The organism is Niabella beijingensis (genome assembly GCF_020034665.1).
Lineage (GTDB): Bacteria > Bacteroidota > Bacteroidia > Chitinophagales > Chitinophagaceae > Niabella > Niabella beijingensis.
Window position 1 is genome coordinate 1,731,759 of sequence record NZ_JAIQDI010000001.1, and the last position, 18,791, is coordinate 1,750,549.

Sequence of the window (18,791 nt, forward strand, 5' to 3'; positions counted from 1 at the left end):
GCGGCTACCCGGAATATATAGACCGGATCATTCAGATATGCAGAAAATAACAGTGCATATCTGCAGGAAATCATATAAATCCTACTTTTGATCCAATGAACGAGTTACCATCCCTGTCCTTTCAGTCCGCAGAACAGATCAAACAATACCAGGAAAAAAAACTGGTGAACCTGATACAGTATCTTAAGGTGAACTCTCCTTTTTACAAAAGACAGTTTCAGGAACACAATATTGACCCGGATAGGATCCGGTGTATTGAAGACCTGGCCCTTATTCCCCCCACGGAAAAGGAACACCTGCAGTTGTACAACAGGGAATTTATTTGTGTACCGCAGCACCAGATCGTAGAATACATGGCTACTTCTGGTACGGTAGGCAGCCCGGTAACCATTGCCCTTACCGAAAATGACCTGCAACGGCTGGCCTATAACGAATACAGTTCCTTTGCCTGCGCCGACGGGAGCGCCTCCGATATCTACCAGTTAATGCTCACCCTCGACCGGCAATTTATGGCGGGGATCGCCTATTACCTGGGCATCCGGAAGCTGGGCGCCGGGCAGGTACGGGTAGGACCAGGTGTCCCTTCGCTGCAATGGGAAGTGATCGAGCGGCTGAAGCCCAATGCCATTGTGGCGGTGCCTTCTTTCATTGTAAAGCTCATCCAGTATGCAAAGGAAAACGGCATCGACCTGAACCGATCTTCTGTAAAGAAAGCCATCTGTATCGGAGAGAATCTGCGGAATGAAAACCTGGACCTGAACATCCTGGGCAGCAAAATCACCGAAAGCTGGAACATCCGGCTTTACTCCACTTATGCATCCACCGAAATGCAAACGGCATTTACAGAATGTGCGGCGGGCAAAGGCGGTCATCAAAATCCCGAACTGGTGATCCTGGAACTTATTGACGATAACGGCCGGCCGGTTGCTCCGGGCGAAATCGGTGAGGTTACCATCACCACGCTCGGCGTGGAAGGCATGCCGCTGCTGCGTTACAAGACCGGTGATCTTTGCCGGGCCTTTTATGAGCCCTGCGGCTGCGGCCGGCATACGACCCGCCTGTCGCCGGTCATCGGCCGCAAAAAACAAATGATCAAATTCAAGGGTACCACCCTGTTTGCACCGGCTCTGTTCGAGATCATTCATAAAATGGAGGCCATTAAAGAATATGTGGCAGAAGTCTACAGTAATGAAATCGGAACAGATGAGGTACTGCTCTATATTTTACCCGCCAATACGTCCGAAGAGACCGATGGCAAAATAAAAACCTACCTGCAGGCCCGTTTACGGGTGATGCCGCATATAAAATATCTTAGCCGGGAGGAAATGCAGCGGATGCAGTTTCCCGAAGGTGCCCGGAAACCGGTAAAATTTATTGACAAAAGGATCTAGTTATTTTTAGCGTACTGCTCCCGATTACAAACGGAATCATTCAGCTGCCGGGTTGTAACCGGATCATTACGCTGCCCGAAACCAGGTCGTGGATGGCCCTTCTTTTGGGATTTGTACCAATGGTCAGGAAGGAGATCAATCCCAGCAGTAACTTAACGGGATACCGGATAAAGGACCGGAACAGGTTGATCCGCTTTGAAACATCTGCATAACTGCGCACCCGGATGCCCTTAATATAATTACCCAGGGTGCACCCCAGCGTTATGCAAACCGGCTCATACAATATAAAAAGGCTGACAAACAACATCATCCGCACCCAATCCGGCACCTGCTGATACCGGTCCAGGATACCAGCAGCAATAAACATAAGAAGGACAATGAAAAGCAGGTCAATAATTGAGGATTGAATCCGGTCGACCACCTGAGGATACCGTTCTTCCATAACAGTTACTTGGTTGTTAAACAATTGATTTATGAATAAATGTAGGATTAATTCCCCTTTGCCGGAAAAAAATCTGCATTGATACACATCCGGCAGGATGACACAGAACCCGGAGCCGGCCCAATCTGGCAGCACAAAGAGGCCAAAGCCTTATCCTGCAAGGGTTTCATACCTCCTGAAAACCAGTGTTTTTATATGGAATAGCGTACAGGCACTGTATTTGACCCTCTTAAAGAAAAAGCGATGGAAAACAAACACCCAAAGGATCTGCAGGATCCCGAACGCGATGAAGCAAAACTCCAGCCGGATAAAACCACCATGGACCTGCCCGAAGTAAAAGACATTCCCGGTCAGGAAAATATACATCCGCCCGACCTGCGCGAAATGGCCGATACCACTATCGCTTCTGATGATGAAGAAGGCGTTGGCATTTTTGAAGCAGACAGCGAAAGCCTGGTGCGGGATGCCGCACAGGAACAAAATGAGATCGGTGATAAGGACGAAATATCGGAAGAAGAGGTGGAAGCCCTGGATCAGACCGGATCAGAGGACGACAAAAACCTGCGCCATGCCCGCCCGGATAACAAGGATGCCGAAGGAGATCCGCTGAATGAGTATACCGGTAATTCAGGAAAAGACCTGGACGTGCCTGGTGAAGAACTGGATGATAAAGATGAAGAAAAAGGTGAGGAAGACGAAGAGAACAATGAATACAGCCTGAGTGATGACAATAAGCAATAAACCATCTCCTTTTTCCGCCTGTTTTCAGGATCAAAGACAGCATTTCATTATAAAAGACCGTTTCATACCCGGACACACCGGTTCCAAACCTGTGCCGGGTACCGCTGTGATTTAACCTCCCAGTGTCTGCAGACAAACACCTGTAAGTGTACCCCCCTAATAAATTTTTTGATACGAGTGATATATTTCGTTTTTTTGCGCCTTGTTTAATAAATTTTTAATACAAAAATGATCACAGTAGGGGAAAAACGGCTTTCATTGCAGGATTTTAACGCAATTATAATTGATGGCCAACCTGTTACACTTGATGAAGCGGCCTTACAACGTGTAAACACCAGTTTTGAATTTCTGAAACAATTTTCCAGTCATAAACTGATCTATGGCATCAATACGGGTTTTGGCCCCATGGCGCAATACAAGATCAGCGATGAAAATATTTTAGAACTCCAGTACAACCTGATCCGCAGCCACAGCAGCGGGGGTGGCAATGTATTGTCTCCGCTGCAGGGAAAGGCGGTGATGCTGGCCCGGCTTAATAACCTGATGCAGGGGTATTCCGGTGTGGATCCCAGGCTGGTGACCCTGCTGGCCGGCATGATCAGTAACAACCTGATTCCCTGCATTTACGAACATGGTGGTGTAGGTGCCAGCGGCGACCTGGTACAACTGGCGCACCTGGCCCTCGGCATTATTGGTGAAGGTGAGGTATGGTATGAGAACACCATCCAGCCTGCTGCCGAAGCCTTTAAAAAGGCGGGGCTTGAACCACTGAAAGTACAGGTACGTGAAGGGCTGGCACTGATCAACGGCACTTCTGCCATGACAGGGGTCGGCCTGCTGAACCTGTTGCAGGCGCAGCAGCTGCTCAACTGGTCGATCATGCTTTCTGCCATTACCAATGAGATCATGGAGGTTTATGATGATCACTATTCGCATGAACTGAACATTGTAAAACACCATACCGGCCAGCAGCACATCGCCCGTCAGATGCGTACCATCCTCGAAGACAGCAAACTCATCCGCAGCCGGTCGGAACACCTGTATAACCCTGAGAATATCCAGCACGATGTATTTGAAGACAAGGTGCAGGAATATTACTCCCTGCGTTGCATTACACAGGTGCTGGGCCCTGTATACGATACACTCGCAAATGCGGAAGAAACGGTAGTGAACGAATTGAATTCCGTGAATGATAACCCGGTGGTGGATGTTGCGAACCATAATATCTTCCATGGCGGCAATTTCCATGGCGACTATGTTTCTTTTGAAATGGACAAAATGAAGATTGCCATCACCAAATTAACCATGCTGAGTGAACGGCAGCTGAATTACCTGCTCAATGCACGGCTGAACCAGAAATTTCCGCCTTTTGTAAATCATGGGATACTCGGACTGAATTTCGGCATGCAGGGGATACAGTTTACAGCAACCTCCACAACTGCTGAGAATCAGACGCTTTCCTTCCCGATGTATGTGCACAGCATTCCGAATAACAATGACAATCAGGATATTGTGAGTATGGGCTTTAATGCTGCACAGATCGCTAAAAAAGTGATCGAAAATGCATACGAGGTGCTGGCCATTCAGGCCATGACCCTGCTCCAGGCTATTGACTACCTGGACCGGCAGGAGCAGATGGCATCAAAAACAACCGCCATTTATACCTTATTGCGAAAAGAATTTCCGAAATTCAGCAAGGATTACCCGCTTTATAAAGACCTCGCCAGGGTACGCGATTTCATGAAAGCACATCAGCCGTTTTAAATTTATACTTTTGGGATGTAGTCCGTTGAAACTATAAACCATAAACGAGAAACAATAAACTATTATGAACTGGGCATTAGTAACCGGCGGCTCCCGCGGCATAGGAAGTGCGATCTGCATACAGCTGGCCAAACAGGGCTTTAATATACTCATCAATTACAAAGGCAATAAGGAAAAAGCAACGGCCACCCTGGCCGAAGTTAAAAAAGCGGGGAGCAATGGAGAATTGCTGGCCTTTGATGTAGCGGACAGGGCTTCTGTACAGCAAGCACTCGGGAGCTGGATGGAAGCACACCCGGAAAACATCATTGAAGTACTGGTGAACAATGCCGGTATTAAGGACGATGTGTTGTTGATGTGGATGAAGGACGAACAATGGGATGGAGTGCTGAATACCAGTCTCGGCGGCTTTTTTAATGTTACCCGGCTGGTGGTAAACAGCATGCTGCGCCAGCGCTACGGCCGCATTATCAATGTGGTTTCCCTTTCAGGTTTAAAGGGATTAGCCGGTCAGACGAATTATTCCGCCGCTAAGGGGGGCGTCATCGCCGCCACCAAGGCACTGGCCCAGGAAGTCGGCAAACGGAATATCACCGTAAATGCGGTGGCTCCCGGCTTTATCAAAACGGATATGACAGAAGACATCGACGAAAGCCAGATGAAACAGCTCATCCCTGCCAACCGCTTTGGCATACCAGAGGAAGTGGCCCATGCTGTCGGTTTCTTTGCCACCAAAGAAGCTGCTTATATTACCGGGCAGGTGCTTTCTATTAATGGGGGATTGTATACTTAATGCATTAAAATTAAGATAGTTTAACTATCTTTGCAACCGGAGGTATCATCCCTGTAGTCATAACCAAACTACTTGCTGATGTTATAACTGCTTAAAAACAAATAATTATATGAAAAAAACATTTTTAAAACTAACCGCAGGGTTTATGCTGCTTAGTTCCGTCCTGGCAATTACTGGTTGCAAAAAAGAAGTTACCTATATTAAGGACAAAGAAATCATTTTTGTCCAGCCCCCCGCCCCCGTCTATAAGGTTGACGGAATCTGGGTAGGAAATTATACTGTTGACATTTATCCTGAATTGGGAAAACAATATTACAGCCTGATCCTGAAGCCGGATGGAACGGCCATTAATGAAACAAAATGGACGGAACAGACACATATTTCTACTGGTACCTGGACAATGAAAGGTGACACGCTCATTTGTAATACCACCTGCATTTACGGGTATTATGTGAATATCGGCGTTAGGGAAATCCATACCGCAATTTTTGATAAGAAGAATGGTACAATGAGCAAAGGCAAATGGAAGAATCCTGCACCTGAAACGGGTAAGGGCGATATTTTCATAATGCGAAAAGAAGACTAAGCAGGGATTGTATCCTTGCCGGATACGCACTTTCGAAGAAACAAACTGCCGGATGAAGAATCAGGCAGTTCATAATAATCTTTCAAAAGCCAGTACTGCTTATACTTGAAAAAACAGATCCGCCACTAATATATACCACTGCTTACTAATTAATAATTATATGAAAAATAAGTATTTAAAACTAATCGCTTTAATGGTGTTGCTTACATCAGGAATAACCGGTTGTACAAAAAAGGAAGTCATTCACAGTACAGAAAAAGAGACTGTCCATATTCCACCTCCGGAGCCCATTAACCGCATTGAAGGGATATGGACAGGTTCTTATACGGTTGAACAGTCTCCCGACCTGGGTGAACAATATTATAGTATGGTACTGAAACCGGACGGCACTTTGATTAATGAAACACAAGGGGAAGGACAGCTTCATATTGCAAACGGAACCTGGGAGATGGACGGAGATAAACTTATATGCAATACGATTTGCATTTATGGCAAATATTCAAATATCGGAGTTCGCCAACTCCATACAGCTTCTTTTGATAGAAAAAGTGGGAAGATAACCAATGGAGAATGGAAAGATCTCAGCAGTCAGGGCTGGGGAGGAAGTTTTACTATAACAAAAAAGACTGATAAATAAGATCTCCATTCGTGTAGCCGCATTGAATTAAACCTATAGCAGCCGGAAAATATGAACCAGGAATCAACAACCAGCCAGGAATCATCTCTGTTTGAGAACGAAATCATCTATACCCGTGCCAGCTCGGGAAAGCGATTGCTGAATTTAGTAATATACATCATCGTTTTCTATGCACTGATCTTTATACTGGCGCTTTTTATGGTGTCACTTTCTCCGGAAACCACTATTTCTTTCCAATCCGATGACCTTGGATCGTTTTTACTCATGAACCTTATTTATTCCGCAATATACGCGCTTTATATGGGCGCCATGGAAGCCGTTTTAAAGGGCAAATCCCCTGGAAAATATATAACAGGGACCCTTGCGGTTAACAACGACGGAACACCCATTTCCGCGCGAACTGCATTTTTACGCGGATTCAGCAGGGCTGTGCCTTTTTGTGCGTTCAGTGCATTAGACACTCCCTGCGATCCCTGGCAGGACCGGTGGACAAATACCATGGTAATTGATCAGAACAGAAGCTAAACAACAACAGGCACGCTACCAGCTGCTGCCGGCGCCGCCACCACCGGAACTGCCTCCACCCCAGCTGCTGCCGGAACTGGAAGAGCCGGAGCTGCTCCATGAACCACCGGAACTGCCGGATGAAGAAGATTCCCTGCTTTTTCTGGGTATCGTATATTCATTGCGCTGCTCGTAACGACAAAATTTACAATTGTAGATCTTTACACCTACCCCGCTGCTGGAATAAGTGGCCGGCTCAATGGTATTGTCCGATGCCATAAAATAGGCCATGGTATTGCATTTGGGACAATTACTGTATTTGCTGCTGAGCAAAACACCATGAAGTTTGAAATCCTTTCCGTCTTTCTCCGCCCATACATCGTAGTCCATTGATTTCAACTGCTCCTCCAGTTGCTGTGCTTTAGTAAGATAGGCATCATCCTGCACTTCGCTCAATAACCGCATCTCTTTACCCGCATTGCTGATCACCATCCCCTGCTTCAGTCGCACGAGGTATTGCCTTACTTCAGCGCGATACCGGTTGAGCGGAAAGGAAAAGAGTTTACCCGCAACCGATGATTGTTTCCACCGTTGATCCAGCTGGCGTGCATAGAGATACAACAGGTCATCTTCTGTTCCTTTTTGCTCTTCACGACGCAGGCAACGCAATAGCCAGAATACGGTAAAACTGATCGCAGCAAGCCCTGATAAATAAAAAAAAGCCAGCCCTGTAAAGATATTGATCGGTACACCTGCCACCACAAACAGGAGAAGAGCCGGTCCTACGTAGCAACACAAAGGCTTCAGCACCGGGAACCACCAGGGACGCGCAGAAAAAAAGAAATCATTCTTGGCTCTTTTCTTAAAAAGACCGGCAAATCCCGACACAAAAAAAATCACAAAGAACAATAACACCCAGAAGCCACCCCAGCCCACATGTTTTTTGTAAAGTGTGAAAAGATCTCCCGAAGATCCGCCGCTTCCCGGGTTCGGCGAACTGCTGTAAGGTGCCGCAACAACCGGAGCATCCACCGGGAAATCCGTTTCACCGGATCCTGTTTCTACCGGCTGCCCGGAGAGGACGCTGCATACCTGTTCTATTCCATGAAGCAATGCAGCATCATAATCGCCCTGTTTTGCATAGGGAATCATGTAGTCTTCCTGTATCTGCTTCGATGTCAGATCCGTCAGTCTTCCCTCCAGGCCATAGCCTACTTCAAATTCCATCCGCCGCTGATCCATTACCAAAAGGACCAATACACCGTTGTTCCTGTCTTTCCGGCCAACACCCCAAAGCCGCAATAATTCGATTGCAAAATCCCGTGGTACTTTTTTCCCGATCGAATTCAACACCACTACAGCTACCTGGTCAGTGGTCTCATCCTCCAGGCGCTTCAGTGTCGTGTTGATCACATCAACAGTGCTGCTGCTCAGCACACCGTCCGGGTTACTTACATAATTAAAGCCGGGTTGTGCTTTTGGGTCCGGCACTTCTTTGACGGTCCATTTTTTTTGCGCCATAACCGGCACACCTAATAATAATAACAGCGGCAAATAAAACAGAAAGCGTCTCAGGTGCATCATAAATGAAACAGGAGTTAAATAACACCAAAATAATAAAAAGATCAGGGAATCGGAAATGTATTTACCTACACCCCGATTCCCTGAACACCCGGCTCTTCGTCCGGGATAGTAATTCCTGTTATTTTTTTTCAGCGGGCATTACCCACCGGTTCAAAGTATTGTGTGCACCTTCCAGTACTACCTTATAAAAACCGGAAGGCAGGTCTTTTACATCAACCGTAAGGTGCTTTTGCCCGAGGGCCGCCACTCCGGCCAGTTTGTAGTCATCGGCTCCTCCCGTCTTTACATTATTGGTTGTTGTTATCCACACTTTCACCTGGCCCTGCTCAGCCGGATCAAGAGGCATCCAGGTAATGTCCAGCTTGTTCTGGAAATAATTCACTTTCATATCTGCCAGGGATACTTTTCCAATCATCGGCACACCGTCCAGTTCGCGTCCTGCGGCCGGGGGTATCGTTATATTTATATAACGTGCAACAGACGGGAAAATATCTACCACACCCGGTATATAATGATCCGGATACGTATTTAATGCCGGATTACTGGTGATCATCCAGGTGCTGCGCTGCCGGGCAGACTGACCGCCATGCCCTTTGCCATCTGCCTCCGAGCGCCCGTGATCCGTCGTGATGATGATCATCCAGTCTTCCTTAAACTTATCCTGGCGGTACCGGATAGCGTCCCATACCCGGCCCATTTGTTTGTCCAGCATTTCCACCGCCTCATAGAACTGTGGGGAGTCGCCATGGGCATGCCCCATATCATCTGTATATTCCAGGTAGATCCAGGAAAGGTCGGGGGCTTCCTTCCGGATGCTTTGCACTGCCTTATCGGTTACCTCCTCGTCGATCCGGTGCATTCGGTGTACCGGCCCTGTCTTGGGAAAATGTATTGTATCATGTTCATAACCGTCTGCAGCAATATCCACGCGTATCTTATTGGTCTCCGGAAGCCCATCTCCCACCAGCTTGGTACGATTATCCAGCCAGCTTGAAAACACGGCGATCTTTTTCTGCGGATACTGATCTTTGAACAACCGGAAAATTGTAGGATAGTGATAATTGGGCGCTGCGATATCATTATCCCATACATTGTGTTTATTAGCCCATGTACCTGTAAGCAGGCTGTTATAACCAACAGCAGAAATGGTAGGTGTTTCGGAATAAGTGCCTTTACCACCTCCCACATAGGCTCTGAGATAGCGGCCGGAACGGGCGATGGCATCCATATGCGGTGTGGCCACCGATTCCAGTACATCTGCCGGGATTCCGTCAGCGATCACAAACACCACTTTTTTTGCCCGTTGCCCAAATACCGTTGCCGAACACATCAACATTCCAATAATAATAAAAATCTTCACTTTCATAGCATCATCTTTTCTATATTAAAAATAAGATTCACTTCTTAAAAACCATGTGGATAATATTCGCTTTTATTGTATCAACCACATGATCCCATTTATATTATCTCCATCGGGATACTGGCTTTTAATTGCATTCTGAAGATTCGCACCATTGTTGTTTACCTCATCCAGAGGATACATCCAGCGCTTGGGAACTGCATTTGATCCATTTACTTTATTTACGATTCCTGCACCTTTTACCTCAAACAACGGGAATCCGGTACGGCGATTTTCATAAAAAGGCTGAAGACCTGTGTTCATAAACATACTAATGTACTTTTGCGTAATAATCTGTTCGATCTCTGTTCCGGCTTTCAGGCCGATCACTGTCTGTTTCAGATAGTTTTCTATCTCTGCATCTGTGTATTGCTGACCAACATATGTAACACCCGGTATGGAGGGATAATTAAAATTGGAAAATTGCATTGCTGCTTTTATTCCGTTCTCGTAATATTCATCGGCATTGCCACTAATCCAGCCCCTGACAGCTCCTTCTGCCAGAAGAAACTGTACTTCTGAATAAGCCATTAATACACTGGGTTCGTTTACTGCCTCATAAGCAAAACGCCGGTTTATCTGAGACGCCTTGCCCTGTCCTTTTTTGGCGGTATTATAAGCAAGCGGCGCACTACCCACCAATCCGTCATAGGAATCAAACTCTCTGATAGCAAGGGATGTGGTCAGCGGTTGCCCATACACAAAAAGACGGGGGTCCTTCAGTTGTTTCAGAATCCTGACAAACGAGCTGTCAAGGTAATAGTCCGTCTTCATTGAATTATCATTATAATATGGATATCGGTTACCGGTAATATCATAGTATTTTAATTGTCCGTTATCGGTATTAGAACCAAACAGGGGATACTTTGAAGAATTGGAGACGATCTCATTAAAACGTTGTTTTATGTCGAGCCCCGCATCGGCCTCCTTCCTAGACAGGCTCATCAAAACCCGCAAAGCAAATGAATTAATGAGTTTTTTCCATTTGGTAATATCGCCGTTATAAATAAGATCCCCTCCGATTTCGATCCCATTGGCCGACAAAGAATCGCTGGCGATCTTTAAATCATTCAACACTCCAAGGTAGATATCCCGTTGCTTGTCATAAACAGGTCTTATCACCGCCGAGTCGGTGAAATTATTATCCGTTATCGATCGCATCATTTGGGAATAAGGAATATCACCAAATCGTTGTGTCATGTTGATCACATAATAGGCTCTAAAAAATTTTCCGATGTAACGGTAATTAAGTTTCCCAACACGTGCGGCCTCCTGTTCCATCCGGACAACCTGCGCTATGTTCGGATAACTCATATCAGCCCGCGTCCAGTCGTAGTACTGAGCACCACTTGCACCCTGGGTATACACCAAGTGCCGGCTGCTTAATGAAGCGCTCGGAGAGATCGTAGCAAAACTTGACAACTCAATGTTGGTCAGCAACAATGCAGGATCAGCAAGCACGGGATTATTGGGGTTTGTCTGAAAATATTCAAACTTTTTACAGGAGGCAAATGCTATAATGAGCGCCGCAATATATATATAGCTAATGTATTTCATCGTCTATATTTTGTGTGGTTAAAATTTAAGATTAATGTTAATACCCATACTTCTCATAGAAGGTGTTTGTAAGTCATCGCGCTCCGCATCAGGATCCACATTAGGCAGTTTGGAAAGTATGAACAGGTTGTTACCGATCAGAGAAACAGATGCCGATTTAAAGACGCGCTTTATCCAGTTTGCAGGCAGGTTATAAGTAAGGACCAGCTCCCGCATTTTCAAATAGGTGCCTTCATAAAAGAAATAGTTATTCAACATTCCGCCGCTGGTACTTTGCATAAAGGTGATATAGTTAACAGCAGTTGTGTTGGGTGCATATTTCCTGGTATCGGAAATAATTTGTCCACGTCTGTCATATGTCACTTCGCCCTCCGTTACTACCACTCCCGGGCCAACGTAAGTTGCTTTACCTGCGTTGGCATCGTCACGGTACTGGTTAACCGTACCGGGTGAAGTACCTCCCCACCACATTTTCTGATTGGTAGTGGAGTAAATCAGACCACCCAGCCTTCCATCAAAAGAAAAGCTCAATGACACGTCTTTATATCTGAAGGTGTTCTGCCATCCATAGATCCACTTCGCATCACTGTTACCAAAAAAATGCGGGTTCGCATCAAAGGATTCAAATCCGTTTGATTTATAGATCGCTTGTCCATCGGGAGTTTGTGAATTGGTAATAAACACCCTGTCTGTACGGTCTCCTTCTTTTATGTTTCCCACAAATCCTTCCGGATTTAAGGTAGCATCTTTAAGCCACAAATGACTGTTGCTAAAGTTCAATGTTGTTTCCCACCGGAAAGCAGCGTTCTGGACGGGGCTGCCGCTTACTACAAATTCCCATCCCTTGCGTACATAAACATCCGCATTCTGGAACAGACCCGAATAACCGCTTGCCAGGGATTGACGAACGGTGGTAAATCCATTGTATTCCTTGTTTCTGAAAAAAGTAGCATCAATATTGATCCTGTTTTTCAACAGCCCCAATGCCAGTCCATACTCGCCGGATTCCACTGTTGAGGGGATCAGGTCAGCTGAAATATAGGTATTCGGCCATACCAGGGAAGGGACGTTATTCCACTTGGGGCCTATTCCATAGGTAAGCAGGTGTGCATAAGCATCATTTTTATCGATGAATCCTGTGTTTACCTTTGCCCATGAAGCCCGGGTTTTTAAAAAGGAAATAAAATCCGGTAATTTCAGTGCGTCGGACAGTACCGCTGAAATACCTGCCGACGGGTAGAAATAGGCGTTATTATCAACAGGCATAGTGGATGCTTTATCATACCGACCGGTAAACGAAAAATACAGGAATTTGAGAGTTTCAATATCAAGTGTGGCATATAAGCTGGCTGTCCGGCGTTCCTGCAGGTTATTCGACCCCTTTAACGGATTCTGCGAGTTATTCAAATTGTATAATCCTGGAATTGATAACCCGTCGGTTGTGGCGAAAGCCGATTTAAAATTCCTGTAGGTATTGGCGCCACCGGCTGTGGCATTAATATTAAAGTTATCACTGAACCGGTGTTTATAATTTAAGATCAGATCACTGGCAATATCGAAATAGGTGCTGTTTGTTACACTGTAGTTACCTTTCGAAATATAGCTGTAAGCAATATAGCTATAGGGTTCTTTAAGATCCGAAACCTCTGAATACTGATTAAATCCGTTCCGGAATTTTAAAGAAAAGTCTCGCCCGATCTGGTAATCAAAAGTAACCTGTCCAAAACTGTTATCCTTCTTATAGCCGTTCAGCAATTCATTTGCAACAAAATAAGGATTGTTATACCAGGACAAATTGTAGTTTCGTTGCTGTAACCCTTCCTTCCCTTTCACCCAATAGTTTTTCAGATCGGTTATATCAATGTCCGGCCCGATCCATAACAACAGATTATAAAGGATATTGGGAGGGCCATAACCGACCGTGGGATAGTTGGCAGAATATTCTTTATTGTAGGTCAGTTTAGCATCTACATTCAATTGTTTTGTAAGTGCATATGTTCCTCCAATAGAAAAGCTGGAATTATTAACTTCTGTATTCGGAACAACACCTCTCTGATAGATATGATTGGCAGATACACGGTAAGATCCTTTATCACTACCCGCTGAGGCAGCTACCGAATTAGTAGATAGTATACCGGTCCGGAAGAAGTTCTTTATATTATTACTTCCCTTGGATACCCATGGTATTGGTTTGTAGTGACTTGTAGCAGTCGTACCATCTGCGAATGTAACCGTATAATTTTGATCAGGATCATACGGACTGTTGTATTGGGGCAATTCAACAAACCCGCTGGGAGTATTGGGATCTCGCTGATCCAGCCGTGGTCCCCAAATCCAGCCGGCGCCTTCCACGCCACCACCCGAGCCATCGATATATGCATACTTCCCTGCATCTCCCGCTCCGTATTGTGTTTGCACTTTGGGAACGACCGTATATCCGGTCTGAAACATCGTTGATGAATTCACATCCACACTCAATACACCTTTCTTTCCCCTTTTTGTGGTATAAAGTATCGCGCCATTAATTCCCATTTGACCATACAGGGCCCCTGCCGCCGTTCCTTTAAGAACGGTGATGCTTTCGATATCATCGGCATTCACTTTATACGGATCGGCATTGGGGTCAGGTATACCATCGATAACGATAAGAGGAGCTTTACCCCTCAATTCTATACCCGGATTTCGGAATAAGTCAGTGGTATTCGCTATCTTCAGTCCGGCTACCTTTCCCACCAGGGCTCCCATAGCTGTCGGGGTCTTGGTCTTTTCCAGCGATTGTCCGCTGACTTCCTGTACCGCATAGCCTATCGCCTTCTGTTGTTTCTTAATGCCCAACGCTGTGGTAACCACCACTTCGCTCAGGTCATTCTGGTCGCTCGGATCCAGGTATACCGTCAATTCCGAGCGGTTTCCTACGGGCAATTCCATCGCTGTATAACCCAGTGAGGAAAATACGAGTATATCCTCGTGGGCGCAGGTAATGGAATAATTCCCGGTTGTGGTTGTAATAACACCCTTATTCGTTCCCTTTATTGTTATGGAAACTGCGGGTAGAGAACTACTGTCCTTCGCAGAACGTACCGTCCCGGTTATTTTCTTTGTCTGGGCCAGCGCCGATGCAGCAGGCAATAAGATGAGCAGCAGCACAAGATAAATGGATCTGGTCATTGCAATTTGTTTTATGATTGGCAAAAATATTTAGTTAACCGCCTTGGTATTATTATGTTAATGTTACGTTTTTGATTTAAAATAAAACCGGCAAAAAAAGGAAGACCATACGCTCAAACTCAAGCCCATCGCTGATACAAATATATATAAGGATTTTACCTAAAAAAATATTTTGAATGAACATTTAATTAATTTATTTAAGCGGAAGCCAAATGCAACCGTTTGCGCACGTCTCCGTTTTTTACCATTTTTTTGCCATCTTTGAGAAACAACGGATTTTTACTATCTTAAAGGAAAATCAAAAACGTATGGTATGGGGCGAAAAAGTCTGAAAGAGACCCGGCAAAAACAAATCATCAAAGCTTTCTATAAGCTTGCCAAAAAAGAAGGATTGGAAAATGCGTCGATCGCAAAAACGGCGGATCTGTTAAAGATCAATCCCAGTCTGGTGATCCATTATTTTAAAACCAAGGAGCACCTCGTGTACGGGCTTGTGGAATACATCCTCGACCGGTACCTGCTGATCTTTGATGTTCCGGAGGTCGTCCAGGGCAATTCCAAAAAAAAGCTGCTGGCCGTTATCGACAACATCTTCTCCCACAAATGGAACACGCTTTTTGACGACAGCGTGTCCTATAGCTGCTATGCCCTTGCCTTCCGGGACAAAACCATCAAGAAAAAATACAAGATGCTGCTGGATACCCTCCGGAAAAACCTGGAGGCATTGATTATTGAGTGTAAAGAGAACGGTTATTTGGAGGTCAGCAATACAGCCGCCGTGGCCGATCTTGTTTTTATCCTGGTAGACGGCGCCTATTATTACCTGAGCCTGGTGAGCGATAAAAATGAATATGAAAAAAAGCTGACCACGTATAAAAAAAGAGCCATAGGACTGCTGAACTTTACGGGTTCTGCTGCCTCCTGATAATAAATACAAGGGCCATAACGGCAATGATGCCCCAGGCCACATTGACCACCAGGTTCGGATAGTCGTTCAGCTGCGCCGCATGCAGGATCAGTCCCAGCGCACCGATCATGTTCAGCAAATGATACATGGGTCTTTCCGGTTTCAGTTTATTCAGACTTAAAAACAAGTAGGCCAGCAGGTAGGCAATACTGCCCACCCATCCCATTACCGAGGACATGTTATGACCCGAAATAAAAAGAGAATAGTGCCACATGATCCTCTATTGTACTATTTTATAGTGTTGACCAGACCAGCGCCTTTCGCGCCCAGAACATCGTAAAATTAACCGAAACATTTTTTGTTGGTCCGAATTCTGTGTAAAGAATTTAAAAACTTCTGTTTTAAAACAATTACGCAACAGGTATCTAACAAAAAAAGCGTCTTAAGCAGACGCTTTTTTTGCCGCCACAGGGCCCCGGGCAATGGTTTACTGCTGTTTTTGTTTTAATAACGGAACCAATAGCATTTTTGCAGCATCCCGGTAATCGACCTGCACAACGGCTCCCGGCGCTTCAAAACGATACCATTTTCCGGTAATAAAACCCTTAACGGTAAAGCGACGACCGGCCGGTATATTCGAACCAGATATCGGCCCACATCCCTTTACCGTTAGTCGCTGCCGGCGGACTTTCGCTGAGCGCAAAAAGGCTTCTCTGATCTCCGCAATTACACATAGTTTTGTCAGTCTTCTTTATAAAAGGGGATATTATTTCCCTCCGTTATTTTCTCCAGGAGACAGGCAGCTCCTGAAACAGCCAGCCAGTACAATACCTGCTCCCACCAATGCCCGCCCAGCCACCATCCTGCAGGCAAAGAGATCCATATACTCAGGCAGTAGAAACAATCCATCAGCTTTCCCCAAAAACCACGCCCGGCCTTCCTGCGAAGGAAGAGCACCACATCGAATGGTCCGTTTTCTCTGGCAATCAGATGGGTGATCCTCCAGACCGCTAATATGGACACTATAAAATAATGCATCTGCTCGGCGTTGTCAGGGTTCGAGTGCAAAGGCCGCCACCCTGTAAGGCGCGTCCTTACTGCTTTGCCGGTAAGTACCATCCGTTGCAGTTGCAATCACCGAAAGCGTTTCCGCGAATGCGGCCTTGCCATTACCGGAATCATAACAGGTATCCAGCAGTTGCACCGGTGTAAAATGCTTGCTGTAGATTCCTCCGGATAAGGAATACCCGGCAGCAGCATCGATAACCATTCCTGAAGCACCTGCAAGAGCCACGCCGCCACAGGTGCCCTTAGACACGCCAAAGCTGAATACCGCAAAATTATTGGGGTGCGTAGCCAGGAAGGTGAGCTCCAGATCTGCTTCGGTAGCACCATGCCCATATTTTACAAACCCACAGCAATCAGAAGCAGCGGGCATACCATTTACATTTACGGTAAAGACTGCTGAGTTGCAGGAACTGTTGTCTACTCTCACCAGCATTTTAAAGGCTTCCGCCGTGGTAGCTGTAACCCCATCAAGCAATACGTCCGGAGCATTCACACTGGTGTTCGCATCATCAAATTGAGGTACCTTAAACGTCGTTTTCGGAAGATTTGTAATCAACCCACCCGCCTGGTTGAAAAGCTCCAGCCGGAGTTCATATAAACCGTCGCCTCCCAAACCGGCGCCGTTCCTCAGCTGCGCAGCGTCAATACCGATCGTATGGGTATTATGTGTCCGTTCATACCATTGCGGGGCTGTTTGTGGAACATTAAACGGCGCCTGGCTGGGGTGTTCCGGTGGAATAATGTATAAATTATTTTCACTTCCCGCGGGAAAAGGTCCCAGCTTTACTTTATCATGACCGATCTGCTGATCCCCGTTGCCGTCTGTGAAAATAAAATCATAGTTCTTATATTCCGGTGTACCGATCTGCTCCCAGCTGCCGCTCACCGGAGTCAGGTCAGCAGCATTTACCTTGCGATAACTCCAGCGGTAGTAGTAAATATCGTTTCGGGGCAGTGCCTGTCCGAAACCCATATAAAAATGAAAACTGCCGCCAAAAGGGCGTTTGAAATCTCCGGTAGCCGTATCAAAAAAACCGTCACCAACAGCCGCCGCATCGGTAAGACCGATCCGGTTATACGGTACAGACTGTCCTGCCGGTGCCTGCAAAAAGCTTTGCTGGTTGATGTGTGATACGGATGTTCCCCCGATACTGCGGACCATTACCAGGTCACCCGGCAACGGGCAATTGCAGCAGCAATCAACTGAAACACGCGGATCCGTGAGGTGTATGGACAATTCCGTACCACAATTATAGTTCCAATATGTAGCACAGGGTTTTGGCGGATTGTACACGACAGTCCAGACGTCATTCACGAGATATTCCACCCATATATATACATCCGGCCGGTCACCAAAACACCGGTAAGCAATATTTGCATCAAAGCGGCCGTTAACATCCGTATACACCACCTTCCGTTCGGTGCAGCGGTACAGCCAGGGCCACCAGGAAGGCCGCAGGCAGAACCACGGATGCAGCAGCTTATAATTCGCCAGGATGGTTTCCCGGATTAGATCCGGGTTGCCCGATAACAGATTTTGCCGGATATCCGCGCCAATATCCGGGAGCTTCTCAGCCGCCTGCAATTGCAGTTGCTCGGCCGATGCTGTTTTAAAAATCATCGGATCCGGAATCACCCTGCCGCGTGCGCCCTGCAAAAACGGCGGCGGATCCGGAACAGGAACAGGATGCCGGATCACCTCAACCGGGTTCAGAAACAGCTCGGGGATCTTTGCTATGACCGGATCCAGGATACGGTAGATCCAGTAAAGAATGGGATCAATTTCACAAATATGTACACGGGCACGACAGACAGGACGGTCTTCCCAGCCGCTACCCTGGCTGATCCACTTCGACACCTTTCCCCTGACCCTGCACTGGCAAACCGGCCAGAAACGGCTTACAGCAGCCGGCACCGGCAAAATAGAGAATGGCTCTTTTTCAGTACCGCTGTTTAAGATCGCTTCATAAGGTTGTAATGGCTCAAGATCTGCAATGGCCCTGATTTTCTGAACTTCTTTGTCAGCACCCGCCGCAAGAAATACACGCAACTCGTTAGCGCGAAACGCTGACTGGTCGGCCCGCAGGGCAGCTGCTTTATTCAGATCGAATTCCAGCAGGTTGTTACGAACAGGCTGTACCTGAAGCAGTAACCCATTACAGTAAAAAAGAAAGCCAAAAACAGAGAGTTCCTTTTCCGGTGGCTGTTCATAGTTGACTGCCAGTGATAATTTTTTTATTGTTTCCATAA

General features: G+C 46.3%; 16 protein-coding genes. 8 read left to right on the plus strand and 8 right to left on the minus strand.

The features are described from left to right. Positions 1-95: 95 nt before the first annotated feature. Entirely contained in the window at positions 96-1,391 is a 1,296-nt protein-coding gene (gene flxY, locus K7B07_RS07260; protein WP_223708583.1) for a flexirubin biosynthesis putative acyl-CoA ligase FlxY, read from the plus strand. Positions 1,392-1,431: 40 nt separating this feature from the next. Here the strand turns inward: flxY and K7B07_RS07265 are convergent, their stop codons facing one another. Beyond that, complete coding sequence (locus K7B07_RS07265) at positions 1,432-1,833, minus strand: RDD family protein (protein ID WP_223708584.1); 402 nt, start codon at positions 1,831-1,833, stop codon at positions 1,432-1,434. Positions 1,834-2,076: 243 nt separating this feature from the next. On the opposite strand from K7B07_RS07265, the gene K7B07_RS07270 reads away from it, so the two are divergent. The 6 genes from K7B07_RS07270 (at position 2,077) to K7B07_RS07295 (ending at position 6,879) form a co-directional block, all read left to right on the plus strand. Beyond that, the gene (locus K7B07_RS07270; RefSeq protein WP_223708585.1) at positions 2,077-2,574 is read left to right on the plus strand and encodes a hypothetical protein; all 498 of its coding nucleotides are present in this window, start codon (positions 2,077-2,079) and stop codon (positions 2,572-2,574) included. A 228-nt stretch (positions 2,575-2,802) separates the two neighbouring features. Further along, complete coding sequence (gene flxA, locus K7B07_RS07275; RefSeq protein ID WP_223708586.1) at positions 2,803-4,338, plus strand: flexirubin biosynthesis tyrosine ammonia-lyase FlxA; 1,536 nt, start codon at positions 2,803-2,805, stop codon at positions 4,336-4,338. Positions 4,339-4,402: 64 nt separating this feature from the next. Next, a complete protein-coding gene (gene flxB / locus K7B07_RS07280; RefSeq protein WP_223708587.1) occupies positions 4,403-5,131 on the plus strand; it encodes a flexirubin biosynthesis SDR family reductase FlxB in 729 nt (242 codons plus the stop codon). A 109-nt stretch (positions 5,132-5,240) separates the two neighbouring features. Next, positions 5,241-5,717, plus strand: a complete 477-nt coding sequence (locus K7B07_RS07285; protein WP_223708588.1) for a hypothetical protein — start codon at positions 5,241-5,243, stop codon at positions 5,715-5,717. A 160-nt stretch (positions 5,718-5,877) separates the two neighbouring features. Continuing rightward, entirely contained in the window at positions 5,878-6,354 is a 477-nt protein-coding gene (locus K7B07_RS07290; protein WP_223708590.1) for a hypothetical protein, read from the plus strand. A 51-nt stretch (positions 6,355-6,405) separates the two neighbouring features. Beyond that, entirely contained in the window at positions 6,406-6,879 is a 474-nt protein-coding gene (locus K7B07_RS07295) for an RDD family protein (RefSeq protein ID WP_223708591.1), read from the plus strand. A gap of 15 nt (positions 6,880-6,894) precedes the next feature. Here K7B07_RS07295 and K7B07_RS07300 read toward each other — a convergent pair whose 3' ends face one another. The 4 genes from K7B07_RS07300 to K7B07_RS07315 all read right to left on the minus strand — a co-directional run bounded on the left by K7B07_RS07300 (position 6,895) and on the right by K7B07_RS07315 (position 14,566). After that, positions 6,895-8,442, minus strand: coding sequence for a TPM domain-containing protein (locus tag K7B07_RS07300; protein WP_223708592.1), 1,548 nt, complete (start codon positions 8,440-8,442; stop codon positions 6,895-6,897). Positions 8,443-8,560: 118 nt separating this feature from the next. Next, positions 8,561-9,808, minus strand: coding sequence for an alkaline phosphatase family protein (locus tag K7B07_RS07305; RefSeq protein ID WP_223708593.1), 1,248 nt, complete (start codon positions 9,806-9,808; stop codon positions 8,561-8,563). A gap of 66 nt (positions 9,809-9,874) precedes the next feature. Then, positions 9,875-11,398 (minus strand): SusD/RagB family nutrient-binding outer membrane lipoprotein, encoded by a 1,524-nt coding sequence (locus K7B07_RS07310; RefSeq protein ID WP_223708594.1) that lies wholly within the window; start codon positions 11,396-11,398, stop codon positions 9,875-9,877. An 18-nt stretch (positions 11,399-11,416) separates the two neighbouring features. Continuing rightward, entirely contained in the window at positions 11,417-14,566 is a 3,150-nt protein-coding gene (locus K7B07_RS07315; protein ID WP_223708595.1) for a SusC/RagA family TonB-linked outer membrane protein, read from the minus strand. A gap of 313 nt (positions 14,567-14,879) precedes the next feature. On the opposite strand from K7B07_RS07315, the gene K7B07_RS07320 reads away from it, so the two are divergent. Further along, positions 14,880-15,491, plus strand: coding sequence for a TetR/AcrR family transcriptional regulator (locus tag K7B07_RS07320; RefSeq protein ID WP_223708596.1), 612 nt, complete (start codon positions 14,880-14,882; stop codon positions 15,489-15,491). On the opposite strand, the gene K7B07_RS07325 is transcribed toward K7B07_RS07320, so the two are convergent. From K7B07_RS07325 to K7B07_RS07335, 3 genes are all read right to left on the minus strand, one after another. Beyond that, positions 15,469-15,747: a CBU_0592 family membrane protein gene (locus tag K7B07_RS07325; RefSeq protein WP_223708597.1), complete on the minus strand. Its 279-nt coding sequence runs from the start codon at positions 15,745-15,747 to the stop codon at positions 15,469-15,471. The two genes, K7B07_RS07320 and K7B07_RS07325, sit on opposite strands and share 23 nt — an antisense overlap. A 467-nt stretch (positions 15,748-16,214) precedes the next feature. Beyond that, complete coding sequence (locus tag K7B07_RS07330; RefSeq protein ID WP_223708598.1) at positions 16,215-16,511, minus strand: DUF1360 domain-containing protein; 297 nt, start codon at positions 16,509-16,511, stop codon at positions 16,215-16,217. A gap of 13 nt (positions 16,512-16,524) precedes the next feature. After that, positions 16,525-18,789: a hypothetical protein gene (locus K7B07_RS07335; protein WP_223708600.1), complete on the minus strand. Its 2,265-nt coding sequence runs from the start codon at positions 18,787-18,789 to the stop codon at positions 16,525-16,527. Positions 18,790-18,791 lie beyond the last annotated feature (2 nt).

Bases quoted from the DNA above. Each gene is read 5' to 3' on its own strand.
- flxY (WP_223708583.1), top strand. From the start codon at position 96: ATGAACGAGTTACCATCCCTGTCCTTTCAGTCCGCAGAACAGATCAAA.
- K7B07_RS07265 (WP_223708584.1), bottom strand. From the start codon at position 1,833: ATGGAAGAACGGTATCCTCAGGTGGTCGACCGGATTCAATCCTCAATT.
- K7B07_RS07270 (WP_223708585.1), top strand. From the start codon at position 2,077: ATGGAAAACAAACACCCAAAGGATCTGCAGGATCCCGAACGCGATGAA.
- flxA (WP_223708586.1), top strand. From the start codon at position 2,803: ATGATCACAGTAGGGGAAAAACGGCTTTCATTGCAGGATTTTAACGCA.
- flxB (WP_223708587.1), top strand. From the start codon at position 4,403: ATGAACTGGGCATTAGTAACCGGCGGCTCCCGCGGCATAGGAAGTGCG.
- K7B07_RS07285 (WP_223708588.1), top strand. From the start codon at position 5,241: ATGAAAAAAACATTTTTAAAACTAACCGCAGGGTTTATGCTGCTTAGT.
- K7B07_RS07290 (WP_223708590.1), top strand. From the start codon at position 5,878: ATGAAAAATAAGTATTTAAAACTAATCGCTTTAATGGTGTTGCTTACA.
- K7B07_RS07295 (WP_223708591.1), top strand. From the start codon at position 6,406: ATGAACCAGGAATCAACAACCAGCCAGGAATCATCTCTGTTTGAGAAC.
- K7B07_RS07300 (WP_223708592.1), bottom strand. From the start codon at position 8,442: ATGATGCACCTGAGACGCTTTCTGTTTTATTTGCCGCTGTTATTATTA.
- K7B07_RS07305 (WP_223708593.1), bottom strand. From the start codon at position 9,808: ATGAAAGTGAAGATTTTTATTATTATTGGAATGTTGATGTGTTCGGCA.
- K7B07_RS07310 (WP_223708594.1), bottom strand. From the start codon at position 11,398: ATGAAATACATTAGCTATATATATATTGCGGCGCTCATTATAGCATTT.
- K7B07_RS07315 (WP_223708595.1), bottom strand. From the start codon at position 14,566: ATGACCAGATCCATTTATCTTGTGCTGCTGCTCATCTTATTGCCTGCT.
- K7B07_RS07320 (WP_223708596.1), top strand. From the start codon at position 14,880: ATGGGGCGAAAAAGTCTGAAAGAGACCCGGCAAAAACAAATCATCAAA.
- K7B07_RS07325 (WP_223708597.1), bottom strand. From the start codon at position 15,747: ATGTGGCACTATTCTCTTTTTATTTCGGGTCATAACATGTCCTCGGTA.
- K7B07_RS07330 (WP_223708598.1), bottom strand. From the start codon at position 16,511: ATGCATTATTTTATAGTGTCCATATTAGCGGTCTGGAGGATCACCCAT.
- K7B07_RS07335 (WP_223708600.1), bottom strand. From the start codon at position 18,789: ATGGAAACAATAAAAAAATTATCACTGGCAGTCAACTATGAACAGCCA.